The sequence below is a fragment of the Rhizobium sp. Root1334 genome, assembly GCF_001426665.1.
Classification (GTDB): Bacteria; Pseudomonadota; Alphaproteobacteria; order Rhizobiales; family Rhizobiaceae; genus Pararhizobium.
Map to the genome: position 1 here is coordinate 85,085 of NZ_LMEY01000032.1, position 17,905 is coordinate 102,989.

Here is a 17,905-nt window from a genome sequence, read left to right on the forward strand (position 1 = left end):
TGCTTCGCGAAGGGCGATTAGCTCAGTTGGTAGAGCGCCTCGTTTACACCGAGGATGTCGGGAGTTCGAGTCTCTCATCGCCCACCATTTTCTTTTCATCTAAATTTGACAGCATCCCTCCATCCGGGTGTTTTTGCGCGTTTCCTTAAACAGCAGCATCAGAGCCTCTTGCCATATGGCAGAGGCGTTGCCATCTGTGGCGAGCAAAATTAAGGAGCCTGCCCCTCCACGGACTGGACAGCCGGGACTGGGTATCGAGGCGTTAAGAGGGAAATATCACATGAGGAAAGCAATTCTGGCAGCGACGCTTGCTGCAGGCCTTACTGCCTGTAACGCCATGCCCGAAATAAGCCCTATCCCTGGCAGCATCACCTATGGCGGCCAGCCGGCAACCAAGTTGACCAAAGCCCCGGTCGGCAGCGTCCTTCATCACCAGCTGAACGACCAATATGGCAAGCGCGCCGAGGAAACCTACATCATCCAGCCTGACCGCTCTCTGAGGCTCGTGCGCAGGGAGCAAATCGTCGACCCCAACTAAATCCGCCCGCCTTCGCGGACGAATTTCACGGCCTGAAATCCAAGGCGCGACGCTGTCGCTGGCTAAACCTCTTCCTTTTTCCGGACCGGCGCCTTGCGCTTGGGTTCTTCCGGAGCGTCCGGCAAATAGGGCTTTTCGCCCTTCGGCGTCGGCGCCAGGAGGTTTTTCAGCGCCGACAGACGGTCCCTGAGCAAGGGCCGAAACCGCGTCGCGCGATAGGGCATGTCGGCGGCGCCATACCCTTCCGGCCCGTCGTCATTGCCCCGGTGGATTTCGGCCAGTTTCACACCGATGAATTCCCCATCGATGTAATGCTTGTAAGGCCCGACCCAGCGAATCGTATAGATTTGGCCTTTGCGGATGCCCTGATCGATCGAGACGTTCTTGAACTTGTCGTCGATGCAGACGACCTTTTGCCCAACATGAAAATTGTACATCGGCGGAACCCTTCAGCGGCAGTCTGCGGGCGCATGCTCCCGCGACGTAAACCTTCGTCTTCAGATAGCTGTGTTCTCCCGCCTATTGCAACGCGGAAACGGCAAGAATCGTCGGCCTGGTTTTGTTCTGCGCGTGCCGGGACGCATCACGCCGATTGGTATTGTTCTTCGCTCACCAGTTCCATCCAGTCGACCGCCTTGCCGTCAAGCGCTTCCTGGATGGCGATATGGGTCATGCCGGTCGTGGCAGTGGCGCCGTGCCAGTGCTTTTCACCCGGCGGAAACCAGACGGTATCCCCCGCCTTGATTGCGCGAACCGGCTCACCCCAGGTCTGGGCAAGGCCACTACCGGATGTAACGAACAGCGTCTGACCGAGCGGATGAGTGTGCCAGGCCGTTCTTGCTCCCGGCTCGAAGGTGACGGACACGCAGCGCATGCGGGCCGGCTCCGGCGCATCATGTATCGGGTCCTGCCGAACGTTGCCGGTAAAATAATCTGCCGGTGGGCGAACGGATGGGCGCGATCCGCAAGCTTTGATCTCCATGGCGATAGGCTCCCTGATATTTGCCGCCATCCGGCGGACGTCACTAATAGGCGGAACATAGCGCGTTCCGGCCCAATGTCTCCCCGTCACATCCGAGACCACGCTTCAGCAAACTCCACAATCACAGCGTATGGATCGTTACGTCCGGGCAGGCCGTGCGGGCGATGTCGCAGAGATGCTGATGATGGGTCAGATAAATCACCTGCCCAACCCCTGCCATTTCCGCCATCAAGGAAAAGGCGTGCCCGGCACGTCCATCGTCGAAGGTCTCCATGATGTCATCGGCGATGAAAGGCAGCGATTCGCGTGTCGTGGCGATCTCGTGATAGCCGGCCATGCGCAGCGCCAGATAGAGCTGGAAGCGGGTGCCCTTGGAAAGATCGCGCGCCAGTTTCGATCCACCACCGGCAGCATTGGCGATCAAGAATTCCTCGCCCTTCTCGGCCTGTGTCGTCAGCCCTACATAGTCACCGCCGCTGATGACGCTGAACGCCGTTGACGCCCGGCGCATCATCGCGCTGCGATGACGCTCGCGGTAGAGCCTGAGCGCCGTTTCACCAGCCAGAATGCCCATGCGCAGCCGCAGATAGGCGGTCGCGCGCTCCTCGATCTCCGCCAGCACCGTGCGGCGCTTTTCCTCGATATGGGCCGCTGCATCGCCGCCACCGATGGCCGCCAGCGCCCTTTCGGCATCGCGCCGTTCAGCATGCAATTCGGCACCGTCGCGCTCGGCCTGTTCAAACCGGGCCTGCAAGGCCGCCATTTCCAGCCGTAGGCCGTCTGCGTCGACGGCACTCAGCAGCATTTCCGCTTCATCGGCACGTCCAACACCAAGCCGGGCGGCCAGATCGGCCTCAGCCTCGGCAATCCGCTCGCGCAGTCGCTGACGCGCCTTGACCGTTTCCAGATGGGCGCCGACTTCCAGCAGCGAGCTGCTGTCGAACAGATCCAGCATGCCGCGCTTCTGTGCGTCGTGGCGTTCGCGCGATTCGCCCAGCGCCCGCCTTTCCGCGATGCGAGCATCATTCTCGTCCGAAAGACGCCGGAACAACGTTTCCTGCCGCTCGGCACCGGCCAACCGGTCGCGAATCGTCTGAACAACGAGGAGCGGTTCATCCGATACTGCGATGGCAAGTTTTTCAGCCAGCGTCCGGACAATGGTTGCGAAGGCCAGTTGATCTTTTCGCATGCCATCGATTCGATGATCGAGATCAGCCTTGCGCTGGATCAGTTTGTCCAGATCCTGAAGGATTGTCAGGACAGGCGTAATCTCCTGTGGCGACAAGGGCGTTGTTGCCTCGGCGAGCCACGTGGCACCAATAGCCTCCTGCCAACGCGTGCTCCACTCCGCCATGTCCTCGGAAGCGGCCGACCATGCGGCCGTGCGCAAGCGCAGCGCAGCCCCGGCCCGCTCCACCGTTTCCGCAGCCGTGACATGCGCCCGGTGGGCGGATTGCAGATCGTGGATAATATGCTCGGCAAAAGCAATCGCATCCTCCAACCGCGCCGGCATGCCCTTCACCACACCGCCGTGCTCCAGCACCTCTGTCAGTCGCTGCATGGCCTTGGCTTCATCCGCCACGGCAAGCCGCGCGTCCTGCTGGGCTGTGCGCAGCTGGTTACGCACCTCAAGCGCCGCCACCCGCCGCCCAAGCCACGCCACCAGCTGGTTCAGCTTGGTATTCTCGGGCAATCCACATTCAACAGCTGCAGCCGAAATCTCCGACCTTAGCGCGGCAATCGCGGCATGCGCCGCCTCATGTTGCTGACGGAACGCCAAAAGCTTGCCGTTACGCTCGGCGACGGAGAGCGAAAGTCCCCTTGCCTGCGCAAGGTCCTGCGAATGCGCCAGCCTGAGGGCCGCTGCCTCGTCGTCCTTCTTGAGCACGTTTTCGAAAACGCGGGCGCTGTCAGCGTCCAGTTGTGCCGCATGCGCCTGCCAGGCACGGTCGCGCTCCTGGCGCAGCGTCAAGGCGGCATCGTCGGCAGTAAAGCCGCCTGTCCGTGTCAATTCGTGAAGCTTGGCTTCATCGCCAGCCGTCAGCGCCGCCTCTTCGGCAATACGGTCGTCAAGCCGCTTCAGCTGTTCCGTCAGCGTTGCCCGCCGCTCCGTCCATTCGGCAAGGTCGGTTTCCTCGGGGACGGAAATGACCGTCAGGCTATCAGCGTCGAACGAAGCGGGCGACAGCGTTGCAAGCTTGTCAGCCAGGAGGTCTTCCAGCGCTGCGATCTGACGGTTGGCCGTCTGCTGCCGCAGCAGGCAATCATTCTGACGCAGAGTCCGTAACATGTCAGTCAAAGCAGCGGGTTCCCCGCCCTGCGAAGAGCCGCCGGACACAAGTGCCGCCTGAACCTTGAGCGCTTCCGCATTTTCCGCCTCGGAAAGCGTCTTTTCCCGCAGGGCAGCATCCAGCCGCTCGTTCAGCGCGGCATGCTTCTGTGCCAGATCTTGCAGCCGGCCGGCGATCGCGGCGGGCAGGATGAGTGCAGCGGCATCAGGCATGTCAGCCCGCTCGAGGCGACCGACACGGACAGCAATGTCGGCGGCGATCTTGGCACGCTCGTCAAGCCGATTCGGCATATCGCTGGCAGCCGTCCGGTGGCGGGCTTCCAGACCTGAATTTTCCAGATCGCGGATATCCCCAGCCAGCGCCAGCACCGCCTCATCCCGCTCGATGGCAATGACTTCAGCGGCTCTGCGGTCGATATCGGCGTCCAGCTGCACCAACCGGGCGTCGATTGTGGTTTCCTCACGCTGCAATTGCGGCAAAAGGGCATGCCAGGCGGCTGGTGGCTCCGGCAGGTCGGCGAAAGCAGCAAGCTCGGAACGCTGGCCGCGCAATCGGGCGAGAATCGGCAGCGCTTCGATGCGGTCGCGGGCGTGATCGAGAGACACGCGCAGTTCAGCCCGTGCCTTTGCGGAGGCATCATGCCGCTCGGCAGCTGCGTCGCGCACCTTGCGCAAAGCGGCAAATTCGCGGGCGTTGATATCGATGGCGGCTTTCTCGTCCTTCAGTGCCTCAAGCTCAGCTTTCAACTCCGCCAGCTTATGTTTCCGGCCCTGCGGCTTGTAGAAAGCATCCGCCTGAGCTTTCAACCCGGATAAGATGGCGCTGCTGTCCGGCAAGCCGGAGCTGGCCGAAAACAACAGGGCGCCAAGCTCCCCTTCACTTTTCAGGATACTTTCGCCGCCCTTTTCGATGCTGTCGTCATCGAGCGAAAACATCATCTGATAGGTCGCCCGGTCGATCGAACCCAGGGCCGCTGAAAACAGGTTGTCCGGCAGCGGCTGGTCGTCAGGCCCCAACAGAGAGTTCTGATTGCGCTTTACCCGCGAGACGGAATGCACCCTGCCCCCGGTCTCGATGACGCCGCCGACCCGCATGGTCGCATAGGGATGCAGAAAACCGTAGCCGCTCAGCCGCTCGATGCCGAACAGCAGATCGAGGAAAGCGGAAAACAGCGTTGATTTTCCCGCCTCGTTCGGGCCGTAGACGAGATGAAAATCTGCATGTCCGGGGCGTGCGTCGCCGAAATTCAGACTGCGGCCGGTGAATTTTCCATAGCGAAGCAGATCGAGACGGTTAAGACGCATCAGAGATCGGCCCCCGCATCACTGCCATGCAGATAGGCAAGCACATCATCACTGCCGGCAAGAGCGACAGTTTCGGCCAACCGCACGGCCGCCTTCTCGTCCCCGGCCAGGCTTTCGCGCAATTCGCGCGGCAACTGCAGCAACAGTTCATCGAGCACTGCGCTGGCTTCCTGGCGAAAGGCGTGGGACGTCAGTACGTCGGTGCGGATCAGGCTGGCCAGTTCCTCCACCGGGTCAGGGCCGGTCAAGGTCGTTTCTGCGTCCATGCCCCGGCAATCGATATCGACTTTCTCAATCCAGCACCCATTGAGACCGGCGCCAAGATTGGTGATTTCGGCCAAGAGGAAATCGGGATCACGCCTGAGCTTCCAGACCAGCGGCGTTGTACCGGTCAGTGAGATTCTGAGGATGAGATGGTCAGCATCGGCCCCGTTCCGGAGCGACGGCAGAGTTTCGCCTACCCTCTCCAGCATTTGCCGCCAGTCCTGTACGCCGGTCAGGTCGATCGCAACACGCTCGAATACCGCCTGTCCGATTGGATGCTCGCGGTACCCCAGTACACCATCATCACCGATGGTAACCAGTGTCACTGTCTTCGGCCCCGCCTCGTTGATGTCACGCCCCTGCGGCATGCCAGGCATGACGACCAACGGGTTCTCACAGTGAACCTGCCGCATGTGGACATGGCCGAGCGCCCAATAATCAAAACCGTGTCGCGCCAGTTCGGCCACGTTTGTCGGCGCATAGGGATCATGGCCCGGCGTACCGGCAAGGCTGGTGTGCAGCATGCCGATATTGACGGCATCGGCAACCGGCGGCTGGAAGGATGGCAAGAGGCTGTCAGGCGCATGCGGATTGGCAAAACTGATGCCGTGGATATGGACGCCACGGCCATCGCCGAGAGATTTGGCAAGCACCGGCTTTGCCCGGCCAGCGAACACATGCACATTGGACGGAAAGGTCAGCTCGCGGGTCATTGCCGACTGCGAATCGTGGTTGCCGCGAATGAGGAACACGCTGATCCCCGCCGCCTCCAACCGGCGCAGTTCGCTCGACAAATAGAGCGCCGTGTTCATCGATGTCTGGGATCCGTCGTAGAGATCGCCAGCGATCAGCAGGGCATCGACACTCTCTGCCAGGCACAGGTCTACGATCCTTGCAAGGGCGGTGCGGGTCGCACCGCGTACCAGTGCCGCAAGTTCCGGATTTTTCAACGCAAGACTGCGCAAGGGTGAATCGAGATGAAGATCGGCGGTATGGACAAAACGAAAGGGCATGGCGGACCATGGCCTGCCGTCCGGCCTTGCGTCAATGCCACACATGCCTCGCCGCAGGGTCTATTCAGCGCTTTCAACACAGCAACATTATTGGGGAAATGCGGGACCTTGGCGCAAGGGTCCCGAATTAGACTTGACTATAACGCTAACAATACCGTCATTTGACATGGCCCCTCACAATATCCATATGAAACATCATGAAATCCACATTCGAAGTCTCCGACAAGCTCTTTGAGCTTTACCATCGCGTTCACCGCCTCATCAACGAATCGATGACGGAGGAAGGCGTGTCGTTGGCGCGCAGCAAATTCCTGTTTTTCCTCAGCAAGCTTGGTCCCTGCCGGTCGACTGATATCGCCGGCGCGCTGAATTTTGCGCCGCGGACGGTGACGGAAGCCATCGACGGGTTGGAACGCGACAAGCTGGTGGTGCGCAAACCGGATCCGGAAGACCGCCGGGCAAAGATCGTGTCGATCACCGATGTCGGACGCGTCGTTCTGGAAGCCGCCGAACATCCGCGCAAGCAACTGATCGAGGAAATCTTCTCGGCGCTTGACGATCAGCAGCTCGACCAGATGCACGACATCGTCAGCCGGCTTGTGGTCAAGGCGGAAGAGATTCGCAAACGCAAGGAAACCGAAGAGGCTGGCAGCAAGGCCGCCGAATAAACGTCCCGCTCGCCACAGCCTTTTGCCTGCGAACAGACCAAATAGAAAAGGCCGGAGCATCATGCTCCGGCCTTTTCCGTTTCCAGGACTTAAGCGATTACATCGCGTTCATCGTACCGATCGAGAAGAACAGGGTTTCGCCCGAGGAATCATCGACACCGTCATTGTCGGTGACCACGAAACCGTTGCCGGCCGCATCGACGGTAAAGCCTTCGACCTTGTCGACGACGTAACCGTTGGTGGCCTTCAGGTCAGGGATGAAGTCGCGAACCTCTTCCTTCTTGACGACCGGCAGGTCGCCGCCGAGCTTGGCTGGCTTCAGATCTGCAAGAGCCACGCGGTACAGCTTCTTCAGCTTGGCAGCCTGGCCGATCAGGTTGTCGCGCTCGATGATATAGGCATAGTCGCCATGAGCCGTGATTTCGGACAGGCCGACCCAACCGCTTTCCGTCTTTTCGAGCGGGTAGCGCACAGCGCCCCATTCCTTCGACGAAGGCTTGTAGGAAACCAGCTTCACAAAACCCTTCTCGTCATCGCCCCATTCGCGCTGCACGGCCATCCACAGCGTCATGTCGTCGCCTTCACCGACGCTGGTGATGCCTTCGAAGCCAAAGCGCTTTTCGTGAGCGCGCAGTTCGGCAGGAATGGCGATTTCCTTATCGATCTCGCCCTTCGCCGTCACATGAATGATGGCATGCGAGTAGAGCTTGTCGGCATCGCCTTCGTTGGCCAGCCAATAGCCGCCTTCGCCATCGGGCGTCACACCTTCGCTATCGAGCTTCTGAGCTGCAGCACCGTTGCGGGTGATGCGCAGTGCATCGACGATCTTCGCCGGCTTGGCGGTCGCGTCGATCGTGAAGATGGTCGGCTGCGAAGCGTAGAAAGAATCGTTGACGGCAAGGAGCATGCCCGGCTTGTCCTTGACCGGTGCGAGGCCCGAAAGCGCGCCAAAACCGATCAGCTCTCCGTCCTTTTCGGTGGAGACGATCTGCGGATAGGCCGCCTCGCCTTCCGCGCGCTCATAAAGCATCACATGCGAGCGTGCGCCGCCGTCTTCGACGAGGTCAACTTCGTTGGCGGTCGCCAGAAGATTGCGGCCCGGGATGGCCACGGCACCTTCCGGGCTTACGCCGGACGGCAGAAGCTGGAGAAGTTCAGGCTCTGCGCCGGTGTCCTTGTAGACCCCGACGATGGAGGCGCGCTCTGCCAGAACGAAGAACAGGTTGTCGTCACCGAACTTGGCGACTTCCAAGCCCTCCGGCTCGACACCCTTCTTGTTGCGCTTGTCCGGGTAATGGCCGATCTTGGCGATCTCGCGCTCAAAGCCCGCGCCGTTCTCATAGAGAACCTTGCCGTCCTTGCTGAAAATGGTGAAGCCGCGCGCGCCACCCTTCCAGTCACCTTCATTGGCAACGACGAGGCGGTTGTCATCCAGCCACTTCACGGCGTCAGGCTCGCGGGCAACGTCCTTCATCTCGCCGGTGAACTTCAGCGCACCGTCCTTCTTGGTGTCGACACCTTCGAGGCTGACGGTTCCGGCGGAGAAGTGCGACTTCACCGTACCGGTCTTGCCGTCGATGATGACGACATAGTTGTTTTCCTGCAGCGTGAGGGCAACTTCGTCGAGGTTGTTGAAGGAAACGAATTCCGGTTCCGGATCTTCGCCAGCCACGTCGGCGAGACCGGTCAGCGTGACATGCTTGATCGAACCGCAATCGACCATGCCATCCTTGAGCGACAGGAGAACAAGATCACCGGCCGGCATCTGCGGCAGGTCGCCGTCATTGACCTCTTCATCGCGCTCGTTCTCGATGGCGATGGCAGCGATCGTCCTGTCCTTGTTCAGCGCGATCGAGTCCGGCTGACCACCGAGATCGCAGGTCGTGTCGATCTTTTTCGAAGCGAGGTCGACCTGGGCGATGAGGCCCGACGGCTTGACGAAGCTTTCGCGCGTGTTGACGGCGACAAGCGCCTTGCCCGAGGCAACCGCGACTGACGTCGGCTCGCCTTCGAAGGTGACAGAACCGGCTGCCTTCGGAGCCTTGGCGTCGGTGATGTCGATGATGCCGATCGCCTTGTTCGGGCTGTCGGAGTAAACAAGCGTATTGCCGTCTTCGGAAGCGGCGATGATTTCGGCCGAAGTCGGCGTCGCCTTGTCCTTGCCCTCAGGCAGGTTGTCGGCGACCGCGAAGGACGCGATACGGTTGAAGACCGGCTCGGCGAGAGCCACGGATGCCGTCGAGGCGGCCAGCGCTGCGGCGAGTGCCGCAGTCAACGAAAATCTCTTCATGATAAACCCCCTTGGTAAATCGGATACCGGGGGGTTTTGATCGCGCTCTGTAACAGGCGCATGACAGGATGAACAGATTAGACATTGGGCACGAACCGATGGCGAAACGCGTCCGCAAATGAAAAGAGGCCCAGGAAAAACCCGGGCCTCAAATCAACCTGCTATCGAACCGTTGGCGTTTTCACCACGGTGCTGCAGACGAAACATGAAACTTAGTTCACGGCGTCCTTGAGACCCTTGCCGGCCGAGAACTTCGGCACGTTGCGGGCAGGGATATCGACTTCTGCGCCGGTGGACGGGTTGCGACCCTTCGATGCTTCGCGGCGGCTGACCGAGAAGTTGCCGAAGCCAACGAGGCGAACGTCGCCGCCGTTCTTCAGTTCTGCCTGGATAACGTCGAAGATTGCATCAACTGCAGAAGATGCATCTGTCTTCGAGAGTCCGGCCTTCTCGGCAACTGCGGACACGAGCTCATTCTTGTTCATGTTTCCACCCCTTTCAATACTGGTTCGAAACGACTCAATTTTCAAGCCGAGGGAAGCATACGCGCGCCCCCCGCCTTGGCAAACCCAATCGCTCCGAATCCCATGGAATGCAAGGCTTTGCGCGGAGTTTTACATAAAAAAGACCGGCAAAAATGCCGGTCTTCCACTGTTTCTGCTCCAAATCAGTACGCAACCTGCGGCAGGCACTGCTTGAAGTTCAAGTCAAGCCCTTAGTGGGCAATCGACACGCCGGCGTCATCGGCCGGATCGGCCGTTGCAATCGGTGCCGCCTGCTTGGAAGGATCCCATTCGATCGCAACCGGAACCCGTACCAGCGCGTGGCTCAACACCTCGCCGATATGGGAGACCGGAATGATCTCCATGAGGTTCTTCACGTTGTCCGGAATATCCGCCAAATCCTTGGCGTTTTCTTCCGGGATCAGCACCTTCTTGATGCCGCCGCGAAGCGCTGCAAGCAGCTTTTCCTTCAGGCCGCCGATCGGCAGGACACGGCCGCGCAGGGTGATTTCACCCGTCATCGCCACGTCCTTGTTAACGGCAATCCCGGTCATGATCGACACGATCGCCGTTGCCATGGCCACACCGGCGGACGGACCGTCCTTCGGTGTAGCACCTTCCGGCACGTGCACATGGATGTCGCTCTTGTCGAACAATGGCGGCTCGATGCCGAAGTCGATCGCACGCGAGCGGACATAGGATGCCGCCGCCGAAATCGATTCCTTCATCACGTCGCGCAGGTTGCCGGTCACCGTCATGCGGCCCTTGCCGGGCATCATCACGCCTTCGATCGTCAGAAGCTCGCCGCCGACTTCCGTCCAGGCGAGACCGGTGACGACACCGACCTGATCGGTACGCTCGGCTTCGCCGTGACGATAGCGCGGAACACCGAGATAGTCGTTGATGTTCTCGGCAGTGACTTCGACCTTGCTGGTCTTGCCCTTGAGGATCTCGGTCACAGCCTTGCGGGCGAGCTTCATCAGCTCACGCTCCAGGCTGCGAACGCCAGCTTCGCGGGTATAGGTCTGGATCACCGCAGACAACGCACCATCCGTCACCGAGAATTCCTTCGGCTGCAGAGCGTGGTCGGCGATTGCCTTGGGCAACAGGTGCCGCTTGGCGATCTCCAGCTTTTCCTCTTCCGTGTAACCGGCAATCCGGATCACTTCCATGCGGTCCATCAGGGGCGCCGGAATGTTCAGCGTGTTCGCCGTGGTGATGAACATCACGTTCGAGAGGTCATATTCGACCTCCAGATAGTGGTCCATGAACGTCGAGTTCTGTTCCGGATCCAGCACCTCCAGGAGCGCCGACGACGGATCGCCGCGGAAATCCTGGCCCATCTTGTCGATTTCATCGAGCAGGAAGAGCGGGTTGGACTTCTTGGCCTTCTTCATCGACTGGATGACCTTGCCGGGCATCGAACCGATATAGGTGCGGCGATGACCGCGGATTTCGGCTTCGTCACGAACGCCACCGAGTGCCATGCGGATATATTCGCGGCCGGTCGCCTTGGCGATCGACTTGGCAAGCGAGGTCTTGCCGACACCCGGAGGACCGACGAGGCACAGGATCGGCCCCTTGATCTTCTGCGAGCGCGCCTGCACCGCCAGATACTCGACGATCCGTTCCTTGACCTTGTCGAGACCGAAGTGATCGAGATCGAGAACCTGCTCAGCATGGTTGAGATCGGTCTTGACCTTGGACTTCTTCGACCACGGAATGCCCAGCAACCAATCCAGATAGTTGCGCACGACGGTGGCTTCCGCCGACATCGGGCTCATCTGGCGCAGCTTCTTGACTTCCGCATCGGCCTTTTCACGGGCCTCCTTGGACAGCTTGGTCTTGGAGATACGGTCTTCCAGTTCGGCCATCTCGTCGCGGCCTTCCTCGCCGTCGCCAAGCTCCTTCTGGATCGCCTTCATCTGTTCGTTCAGGTAGTATTCGCGTTGGGTCTTTTCCATCTGGCGCTTGACGCGCGAGCGGATGCGCTTTTCGACCTGCAGAACCGAAATCTCACCTTCCATGAAGCCGAGCGCCTTTTCAAGGCGCAGCTTGACGCTGGTCGTCTCAAGCATTTCCTGCTTTTCGACGATCTTGATGGAGAGATGCGATGCGACGGTATCGGCCAGCTTCGAATAGTCCTCGATCTGACTGGCGGCACCGACGACTTCCGGGGAAATCTTCTTGTTGAGCTTCACATAGCTCTCGAATTCCGACACCACGGAACGGCTCAGCGCTTCGATCTCGACCGGATCTTCTTCCGGCTCGGAAAGCGGATGTGCCATTGCCTCATAGAATTCTTCACGGCCTGTATAGCCGTCGATCTCGGCGCGCGCGCGACCTTCGACCAGAACCTTGACGGTGCCGTCAGGCAGCTTCAACAACTGCAGCACATTGGCGATAGTGCCGATCTGATAGATCGCACCTGGTTCCGGATCGTCGTCGCTGGCGTTGATCTGGGTGGCAAGCATGATCTGCTTGTCCGTGCCCATGACTTCTTCCAGCGCACGGATCGATTTTTCACGGCCAACAAACAGCGGCACGATCATGTGCGGGAATACCACGATGTCGCGCAGCGGCAGCACCGGATAGGTCGCGCTCTCGATTGCCGGAGACGTTTTGCTCGTCATGTCATTTCCTTTCCGTCCCGTTTCCGGGCCCGTTACCCGAAGCGTTCAAGGGCGCTTCCGGTCCTCATTCTTTCCACTGTCAAGTGGAGTGTGTGACGTCTGTTTTCAACCCTTTCGCCGACTACCGACCTGGGAGGCGGCGTAGCCGGATAGTAAACGGCATCTGACTGTTGCGGGCCTTGCCGCAGGAGTTAACGCACACGCTTCGTGCCGGACACATCGACACAGAATCGTTACATAATCGCGTTGTTATCCGCTTTTAGCAATCGCTGATTCTCGCGAATATTCCTCCCGCAGTGACATCCAGCGGTCAAGCTTTCGACCGATGGATATCCGCAGAATATGCAGGGCTGACCTGCACTTATTGCTTAGGCGCGCTGACCGGCAGGCACGGTGTACGCCGTACCGGAAACTCTACGCATGAAAAAGGCCCGCACATGGCGGGCCTTTTAAAAAAACTTCCGATCCGGTCAGGCCGAAACGTTGGCCTTTTCCTCGGAACGCTCCGAGTAGATGTAGAGCGGACGGGCAGATCCCTTGACCACCTCGTCGGAGATGACCACTTCGCGAACGCCTTCCAGGGTCGGCAGTTCGAACATCGTATCGAGCAGGATCTTTTCCATGATCGAGCGCAGGCCGCGCGCACCGGTCTTGCGGATGATCGCCTTGCGGGCGATTTCGCGCAGGGCATCCTCGTGGAAGGTCAGTTCGACGTCTTCCATTTCGAACAGGCGCTGGTACTGCTTGATCAGGGCGTTCTTCGGCTCAGACAGGATCTGGATCAGTGCCGGCTCGTCGAGATCCTCGAGCGTTGCCAGAACCGGCAGACGGCCGATGAATTCCGGGATGAGGCCGAACTTGACCAGATCTTCCGGCTCCAGTTCGCGCAAGACTTCGCCGACGCGGCGGTCTTCCGGAGACTTCACCGAAGCGCCAAAGCCGATCGAGGTCTTTTCGCCACGCGCCGAGATGATCTTGTCGAGACCAGCAAAAGCGCCACCGCAGATGAACAGGATGTTGGTCGTGTCAACCTGCAGGAATTCCTGCTGCGGATGCTTGCGGCCACCCTGCGGCGGAACGGAAGCGACCGTGCCTTCCATGATCTTCAACAGTGCCTGCTGCACGCCTTCGCCCGAAACGTCACGGGTGATCGATGGATTGTCGGACTTGCGCGAAATCTTGTCGACTTCGTCGATATAGACGATACCGCGCTGCGCCCGCTCGACATTGTAGTCAGCAGCCTGGAGCAGCTTCAGGATGATGTTCTCGACGTCTTCGCCGACATAACCGGCTTCGGTCAGTGTCGTGGCGTCAGCCATCGTGAACGGGACATCGATGATGCGGGCCAGTGTCTGGGCAAGGTAGGTCTTGCCGCAACCGGTCGGGCCAACGAGCATGATGTTCGACTTTGCAAGCTCGATGTCGCTTCCCTTCGCGGAATGCGCCAGACGCTTGTAATGATTGTGGACGGCAACCGACAGGATGCGCTTGGCCTGCTGCTGGCCGATGACGTATTCGTCGAGAACCTTGATGATCTCCTGCGGCGTCGGAACGCCATCGCGGGACTTGACCATCGAAGTCTTGTTCTCTTCGCGGATGATGTCCATGCAGAGTTCGACGCATTCATCGCAGATGAACACCGTCGGTCCAGCAATCAGCTTGCGGACCTCGTGCTGGCTCTTTCCGCAGAAGGAGCAGTATAGGGTATTCTTGGAGTCACCGCCGTTGCTACCGCTGACTTTGCTCATATCACTTTCCTTCCAGCACGCCGGACACCTCTGGCAAGGTGAAACGGACTACTCAACCCGCTCCGCACATTTTCCGCCTTCATGCGCAAAATGACGGCGCTTTCGGGAGTACGAACCGGCTTCAAACAACCATGTTTGATGTCCGGCAGCAACGAATCTCCCACCGAATACCGAATGCTAGGACTTCAAACTTCAACATAGCATTAACGGTCGATATTAACGGCTTTGGCCTGCGGATAAAGCCCTATGAGAGTTACAATTGTGTCACAAATGCATCTATCCGCACACAAAAGCTTGAATTTATGCGTCCGGCGTTGATTCCATGGCCTCACGCGACGTGATGACCTTGTCGACAACACCCCAGCTCAGGGCTTCGTCCGCCGTCATGAAGTGGTCACGATCAAGCGTCTGTTCAACCTCTTCATAGGTCCGGCCCGTGTGCTTGACGTAGACTTCGTTGAGGCGGCGCTTCATCTTCAGGATATCGCGGGCATGCCGTTCGATGTCGGAAGCCTGCCCCTGGAAGCCGCCGGACGGCTGGTGAACCATGATGCGGGCGTTCGGCGTGGCAAAACGCATGTCCTTGTGGCCGGCGGCCAGAAGCAGCGAGCCCATCGATGCGGCCTGGCCAATGCACAGCGTCGAAACAGCCGGTTTGATGAACTGCATCGTGTCGTAGATCGCCATGCCGGCGGTAACGACGCCACCCGGCGAATTGATGTAAAGGGCGATTTCCTTCTTCGGGTTTTCCGCCTCGAGGAACAGCAGCTGGGCGCAGATCAGCGTCGCCATGTGATCTTCGACAGGCCCCGTCAAAAAGATGATGCGTTCTTTCAGGAGACGCGAAAAGATATCGTAGGAGCGCTCGCCGCGATTGGTCTGTTCAACGACCATCGGCACCAGAGCCATAGCGGTATCAACGGGATTTCTCATGTCAAACCTTTGTCAATCTGGCGCGCAAACCCTTTTGCACGCCGGGAATCATCGGGAATATCTCTTGTCCATACATAGAGTGTCCAAGTACCCGACTTCAAGTCGCGAAGTCTTCATAACGTTAATACACGCCCCGAACCGCAACGTTGCACGCCAAGCGCCTAGAGGATGGTTTAGCGAGTTCTAACGATCAGGATAGAGTGCAGGCCGCCATTTCCGCTTTTCCACACAGGCTTTGGCGCATTCTGAGTGAAAAATCGGTAAATGCGGATCAAAGTTGCGATTCGATCGGCAGAATGCCAATGACGCCGGCAATCAGGCGCCGCCAGAAGCCAGCTTCCGGCTCGCGGCGAAGGACACGCACCTCATCGCCTTCGCGATCGTGCCAGCGCAGACGTCCCTTTTCAAGCGACAGACGAAAGCTGTTTTCCGGGCTGGTTTCGGCATCGAAAATTGCCTCGACCTCCTTGACCAAAGCAGGGTGGGTAAAGAGCACTCCCATTTCCGTGTTCAGCGACGCCGAACGCGGATCGAAATTCATTGACCCGACGAACCCGGACTTTCCATCGACGGTAAACGCCTTGGTATGAAGGCTGGCGCCGCGCGACCCGAACAGCGACATCCGCTGCGGATCGCCGAATTCGTGCGTGGCTTTCAATTCGAACAGGACCGCCCCGCTCCTCAGGAGGGCCTTGCGGTAATTGGCATAGGCACCATGAACTGCAGCGACATCGGTGGCGGCCAGCGAATTGGTCAGAACCTCGACCCGGACCTGCCGCGCAACCATCCGCGTGATTTCGGCGATCCCCTGCACGCCGGGAATGAAATAGGGCGAAATCACCCGGACCCCATGCTGCGCCGATGTCAGGACCGGCATCAGCTCCCGCATGACCCAGTTGTTGCGCTTCTGCAGAAATGCCTTTTCCGGCGGGTCCGATACCAGCATGGCAGCGCTCGTCCAATGCAGCGCCGTATTGCCAGGCAACAAGACCCCGTCCGGTATCACGGCCTCGACATGGGCGAGATAATGCCGGCCGCCCGGCGTCGCCGCGACTGTTTCCAGCTTGGTTCTGAAGGCTGGCAGATAGTGCGCGCGCGGGGTGCGCAGCGAGCCGATCGGCACGACCACGGGACTGTTCCAGTAGCGGTCGAAGACCACAGCCGCATCGTCGGCGACCGGCCCCAGCATCCAGACATCGAGATCGCGGAAATTCGACTGTTCGTCCGCGTCGAAATAAGCGTCGCCGATATTGCGGCCACCAGCGATCACCAGCCGCCCATCGGCAATCCATTGCTTGTTGTGCATCCGCCGCGTGGCGCGAAAAGGCCGCATCATCATTTCGAGCCCGCGCTTGAAGCGATCGGTGCGCGCACGGCTTGGATTGAAGAGCCGCACCTCGATATTGTCGTGACCATCCAGCGCCAGGCACATGCGGTCATGCAGGCCGGCATTGATATCATCAAGCAAGAGCCGCACTCGGACGCCCCGATCGGCAGCGGCCAAAACTTCGCGGATCAGCATCCGCCCGGTCAGATCGTTCTTCCAGTAATAATATTGCAGGTCCAGGCTGCGCCCGGCCCGGCGCGCCGAGGCGGCCCTCAATGCAAAGGCAGCGACATTGTCAGAGATCAGCGCAATTCCGTTAAGGCCGGCATGTTCCTCCAAAAGAGGCTCTGCCAGCCGATCGAGTTCCGTTTCAACGCCTTGCGGCTGCAGCGCGGACGAAGCCGGTCCCTGGAGCCGCCGCCCGAAACGGCCATAAGTATAGACGGCAACCAGCGCCAAAAAACCGAACACAGAAGCGGACAGAGCGACGATATGGGCGCGCATGTGACTACGGCCTGTCGATCATGGCTGAGCGGCGGAAACCGCTTCGGCCCGATTTCCCTTGCCCAGCGCCGCCTTGAGATCGATATAGGCCTTGATCGGCAGATGATCGGAGGCGACGCGTGACAGCGGCGTGTTGTGGACCTCGACAGCGGTGACCAGATTGTGCGGGCTGCCCATCACCCGGTCGAGCGCCAAGAGAGGAAAGCGTGACGGGAAACTCGGCACCGCCGTTGCCGCATGATCGAAGATTGGGCTGAGCGAACTCAGCGCCGAGCGGCGGCCCATGCGCCACTCGTTGAGATCGCCGATCAACAGCGTCGGCCGCTCGTCCGCCTCGCTGATCGCGGCAATGATCGCTTCCGCTTGGCGGGCGCGGGAATGCCGCAGCAGACCGAAATGGGCAGCAACGATGCGCAGCGGACCGGCCTTCAGATCAAGATCGACAACCAGCGCACCGCGCGGCTCGACGCCGGGCAGCTTCAACTGATTGACCTTGGCAACGGCACCCTCCCGAAGCAGCAGCACATTACCGTGCCAGCCGTGCCCCTTGGCGGAGAAAGCGGCAATCGGCACCGCAATCAGGTGGCAATCGCGATGCAGCCGCTCCAGATCAAGCAGCCCTGCCCGCTCGCCAAACCGCTGATCGGCTTCCTGAAGCGCAATGATATCGGCGCCGATTTCGCTGATCACGTCGGTGGTGCGGCCGGGGTCGAAGCGATTGTCGGTGCCAACGCATTTATGGATGTTGTAGGAGGCGATCACCGTATCGCCACGCTCGCCTGCCGGATCCCTGCCCGCCAGCGACACGCGCTTTCCGCGGATGGCGGCCAGAATGCCCCCTGAAAGGCTGGTATGCGACGAAGCCATAGTCTCTCTCTGGTCGTTGCCGTTCATCATCCAAGACATA

At 59.8% G+C, this 17,905-nt stretch carries 13 protein-coding genes and 1 tRNA gene; 3 read left to right on the forward strand and 11 right to left on the reverse strand.

All coding sequences use genetic code 11. From position 1 onward, the window contains the following. The first annotated feature begins 11 nt into the window (after nucleotides 1–11). Nucleotides 12–87 (forward strand) — tRNA-Val (locus tag ASD36_RS29475). A 193-nt stretch (nucleotides 88–280) separates the two neighbouring features. Continuing rightward, on the forward strand, nucleotides 281–538 hold the full coding sequence (locus ASD36_RS29480) for a lipoprotein (protein ID WP_060502137.1): 258 nt from the start codon (nucleotides 281–283) through the stop codon (nucleotides 536–538). A 62-nt stretch (nucleotides 539–600) separates the two neighbouring features. On the opposite strand, the gene ASD36_RS29485 is transcribed toward ASD36_RS29480, so the two are convergent. The 4 genes from ASD36_RS29485 to ASD36_RS29500 form a co-directional block, all read right to left on the reverse strand. Then, nucleotides 601–975 (reverse strand): hypothetical protein, encoded by a 375-nt coding sequence (locus ASD36_RS29485; protein ID WP_060502138.1) that lies wholly within the window; start codon nucleotides 973–975, stop codon nucleotides 601–603. 146 nt (nucleotides 976–1,121) lie between these two features. Beyond that, nucleotides 1,122–1,520: a cupin domain-containing protein gene (locus ASD36_RS29490; RefSeq protein WP_060502139.1), complete on the reverse strand. Its 399-nt coding sequence runs from the start codon at nucleotides 1,518–1,520 to the stop codon at nucleotides 1,122–1,124. A 121-nt stretch (nucleotides 1,521–1,641) separates the two neighbouring features. Beyond that, the gene (locus tag ASD36_RS29495) at nucleotides 1,642–5,115 is read right to left on the reverse strand and encodes an AAA family ATPase (RefSeq protein ID WP_060502140.1); all 3,474 of its coding nucleotides are present in this window, start codon (nucleotides 5,113–5,115) and stop codon (nucleotides 1,642–1,644) included. Next, nucleotides 5,115–6,392, reverse strand: a complete 1,278-nt coding sequence (locus ASD36_RS29500; protein WP_060502226.1) for an exonuclease SbcCD subunit D — start codon at nucleotides 6,390–6,392, stop codon at nucleotides 5,115–5,117. Before ASD36_RS29500 ends, ASD36_RS29495 begins: the two co-directional genes overlap by 1 nt. A 197-nt stretch (nucleotides 6,393–6,589) precedes the next feature. Here ASD36_RS29500 and ASD36_RS29505 point away from each other — a divergent pair, with 197 nt between their 5' ends. Further along, a complete protein-coding gene (locus ASD36_RS29505) occupies nucleotides 6,590–7,060 on the forward strand; it encodes a MarR family winged helix-turn-helix transcriptional regulator (protein ID WP_060502141.1) in 471 nt (156 codons plus the stop codon). A gap of 97 nt (nucleotides 7,061–7,157) precedes the next feature. Here ASD36_RS29505 and ASD36_RS29510 read toward each other — a convergent pair whose 3' ends face one another. From ASD36_RS29510 to ASD36_RS29540, 7 genes are all read right to left on the reverse strand, one after another. Beyond that, on the reverse strand, nucleotides 7,158–9,350 hold the full coding sequence (locus tag ASD36_RS29510) for an esterase-like activity of phytase family protein (RefSeq protein WP_060502142.1): 2,193 nt from the start codon (nucleotides 9,348–9,350) through the stop codon (nucleotides 7,158–7,160). A 212-nt stretch (nucleotides 9,351–9,562) separates the two neighbouring features. Beyond that, the gene (gene hupB / locus ASD36_RS29515; protein WP_037107702.1) at nucleotides 9,563–9,835 is read right to left on the reverse strand and encodes a DNA-binding protein HupB; all 273 of its coding nucleotides are present in this window, start codon (nucleotides 9,833–9,835) and stop codon (nucleotides 9,563–9,565) included. A 230-nt stretch (nucleotides 9,836–10,065) separates the two neighbouring features. After that, entirely contained in the window at nucleotides 10,066–12,486 is a 2,421-nt protein-coding gene (lon, locus tag ASD36_RS29520; RefSeq protein WP_060502143.1) for an endopeptidase La, read from the reverse strand. A gap of 470 nt (nucleotides 12,487–12,956) precedes the next feature. After that, nucleotides 12,957–14,234, reverse strand: a complete 1,278-nt coding sequence (gene clpX, locus ASD36_RS29525; RefSeq protein ID WP_060502144.1) for an ATP-dependent Clp protease ATP-binding subunit ClpX — start codon at nucleotides 14,232–14,234, stop codon at nucleotides 12,957–12,959. Nucleotides 14,235–14,534: 300 nt separating this feature from the next. After that, entirely contained in the window at nucleotides 14,535–15,167 is a 633-nt protein-coding gene (gene clpP, locus ASD36_RS29530; RefSeq protein ID WP_060502145.1) for an ATP-dependent Clp endopeptidase proteolytic subunit ClpP, read from the reverse strand. A gap of 271 nt (nucleotides 15,168–15,438) precedes the next feature. Beyond that, complete coding sequence (locus ASD36_RS29535) at nucleotides 15,439–16,998, reverse strand: phospholipase D family protein (protein WP_060509956.1); 1,560 nt, start codon at nucleotides 16,996–16,998, stop codon at nucleotides 15,439–15,441. A gap of 18 nt (nucleotides 16,999–17,016) precedes the next feature. Further along, on the reverse strand, nucleotides 17,017–17,865 hold the full coding sequence (locus ASD36_RS29540) for an endonuclease/exonuclease/phosphatase family protein (protein WP_060509958.1): 849 nt from the start codon (nucleotides 17,863–17,865) through the stop codon (nucleotides 17,017–17,019). Between the last annotated feature and the right edge of the window lie 40 nt (nucleotides 17,866–17,905).

Coding starts and splice junctions, on each gene's coding strand:
- ASD36_RS29510 (WP_060502142.1), bottom strand. CDS start 9,350: ATGAAGAGATTTTCGTTGACTGCGGCACTCGCCGCAGCGCTGGCCGCC.
- ASD36_RS29490 (WP_060502139.1), bottom strand. CDS start 1,520: ATGGAGATCAAAGCTTGCGGATCGCGCCCATCCGTTCGCCCACCGGCA.
- ASD36_RS29495 (WP_060502140.1), bottom strand. CDS start 5,115: ATGCGTCTTAACCGTCTCGATCTGCTTCGCTATGGAAAATTCACCGGC.
- lon (WP_060502143.1), bottom strand. CDS start 12,486: ATGACGAGCAAAACGTCTCCGGCAATCGAGAGCGCGACCTATCCGGTG.
- ASD36_RS29505 (WP_060502141.1), top strand. CDS start 6,590: ATGAAATCCACATTCGAAGTCTCCGACAAGCTCTTTGAGCTTTACCAT.
- ASD36_RS29540 (WP_060509958.1), bottom strand. CDS start 17,865: ATGGCTTCGTCGCATACCAGCCTTTCAGGGGGCATTCTGGCCGCCATC.
- ASD36_RS29535 (WP_060509956.1), bottom strand. CDS start 16,998: ATGCGCGCCCATATCGTCGCTCTGTCCGCTTCTGTGTTCGGTTTTTTG.
- clpP (WP_060502145.1), bottom strand. CDS start 15,167: ATGAGAAATCCCGTTGATACCGCTATGGCTCTGGTGCCGATGGTCGTT.
- hupB (WP_037107702.1), bottom strand. CDS start 9,835: ATGAACAAGAATGAGCTCGTGTCCGCAGTTGCCGAGAAGGCCGGACTC.
- ASD36_RS29480 (WP_060502137.1), top strand. CDS start 281: ATGAGGAAAGCAATTCTGGCAGCGACGCTTGCTGCAGGCCTTACTGCC.
- ASD36_RS29500 (WP_060502226.1), bottom strand. CDS start 6,392: ATGCCCTTTCGTTTTGTCCATACCGCCGATCTTCATCTCGATTCACCC.
- clpX (WP_060502144.1), bottom strand. CDS start 14,234: ATGAGCAAAGTCAGCGGTAGCAACGGCGGTGACTCCAAGAATACCCTA.
- ASD36_RS29485 (WP_060502138.1), bottom strand. CDS start 975: ATGTACAATTTTCATGTTGGGCAAAAGGTCGTCTGCATCGACGACAAG.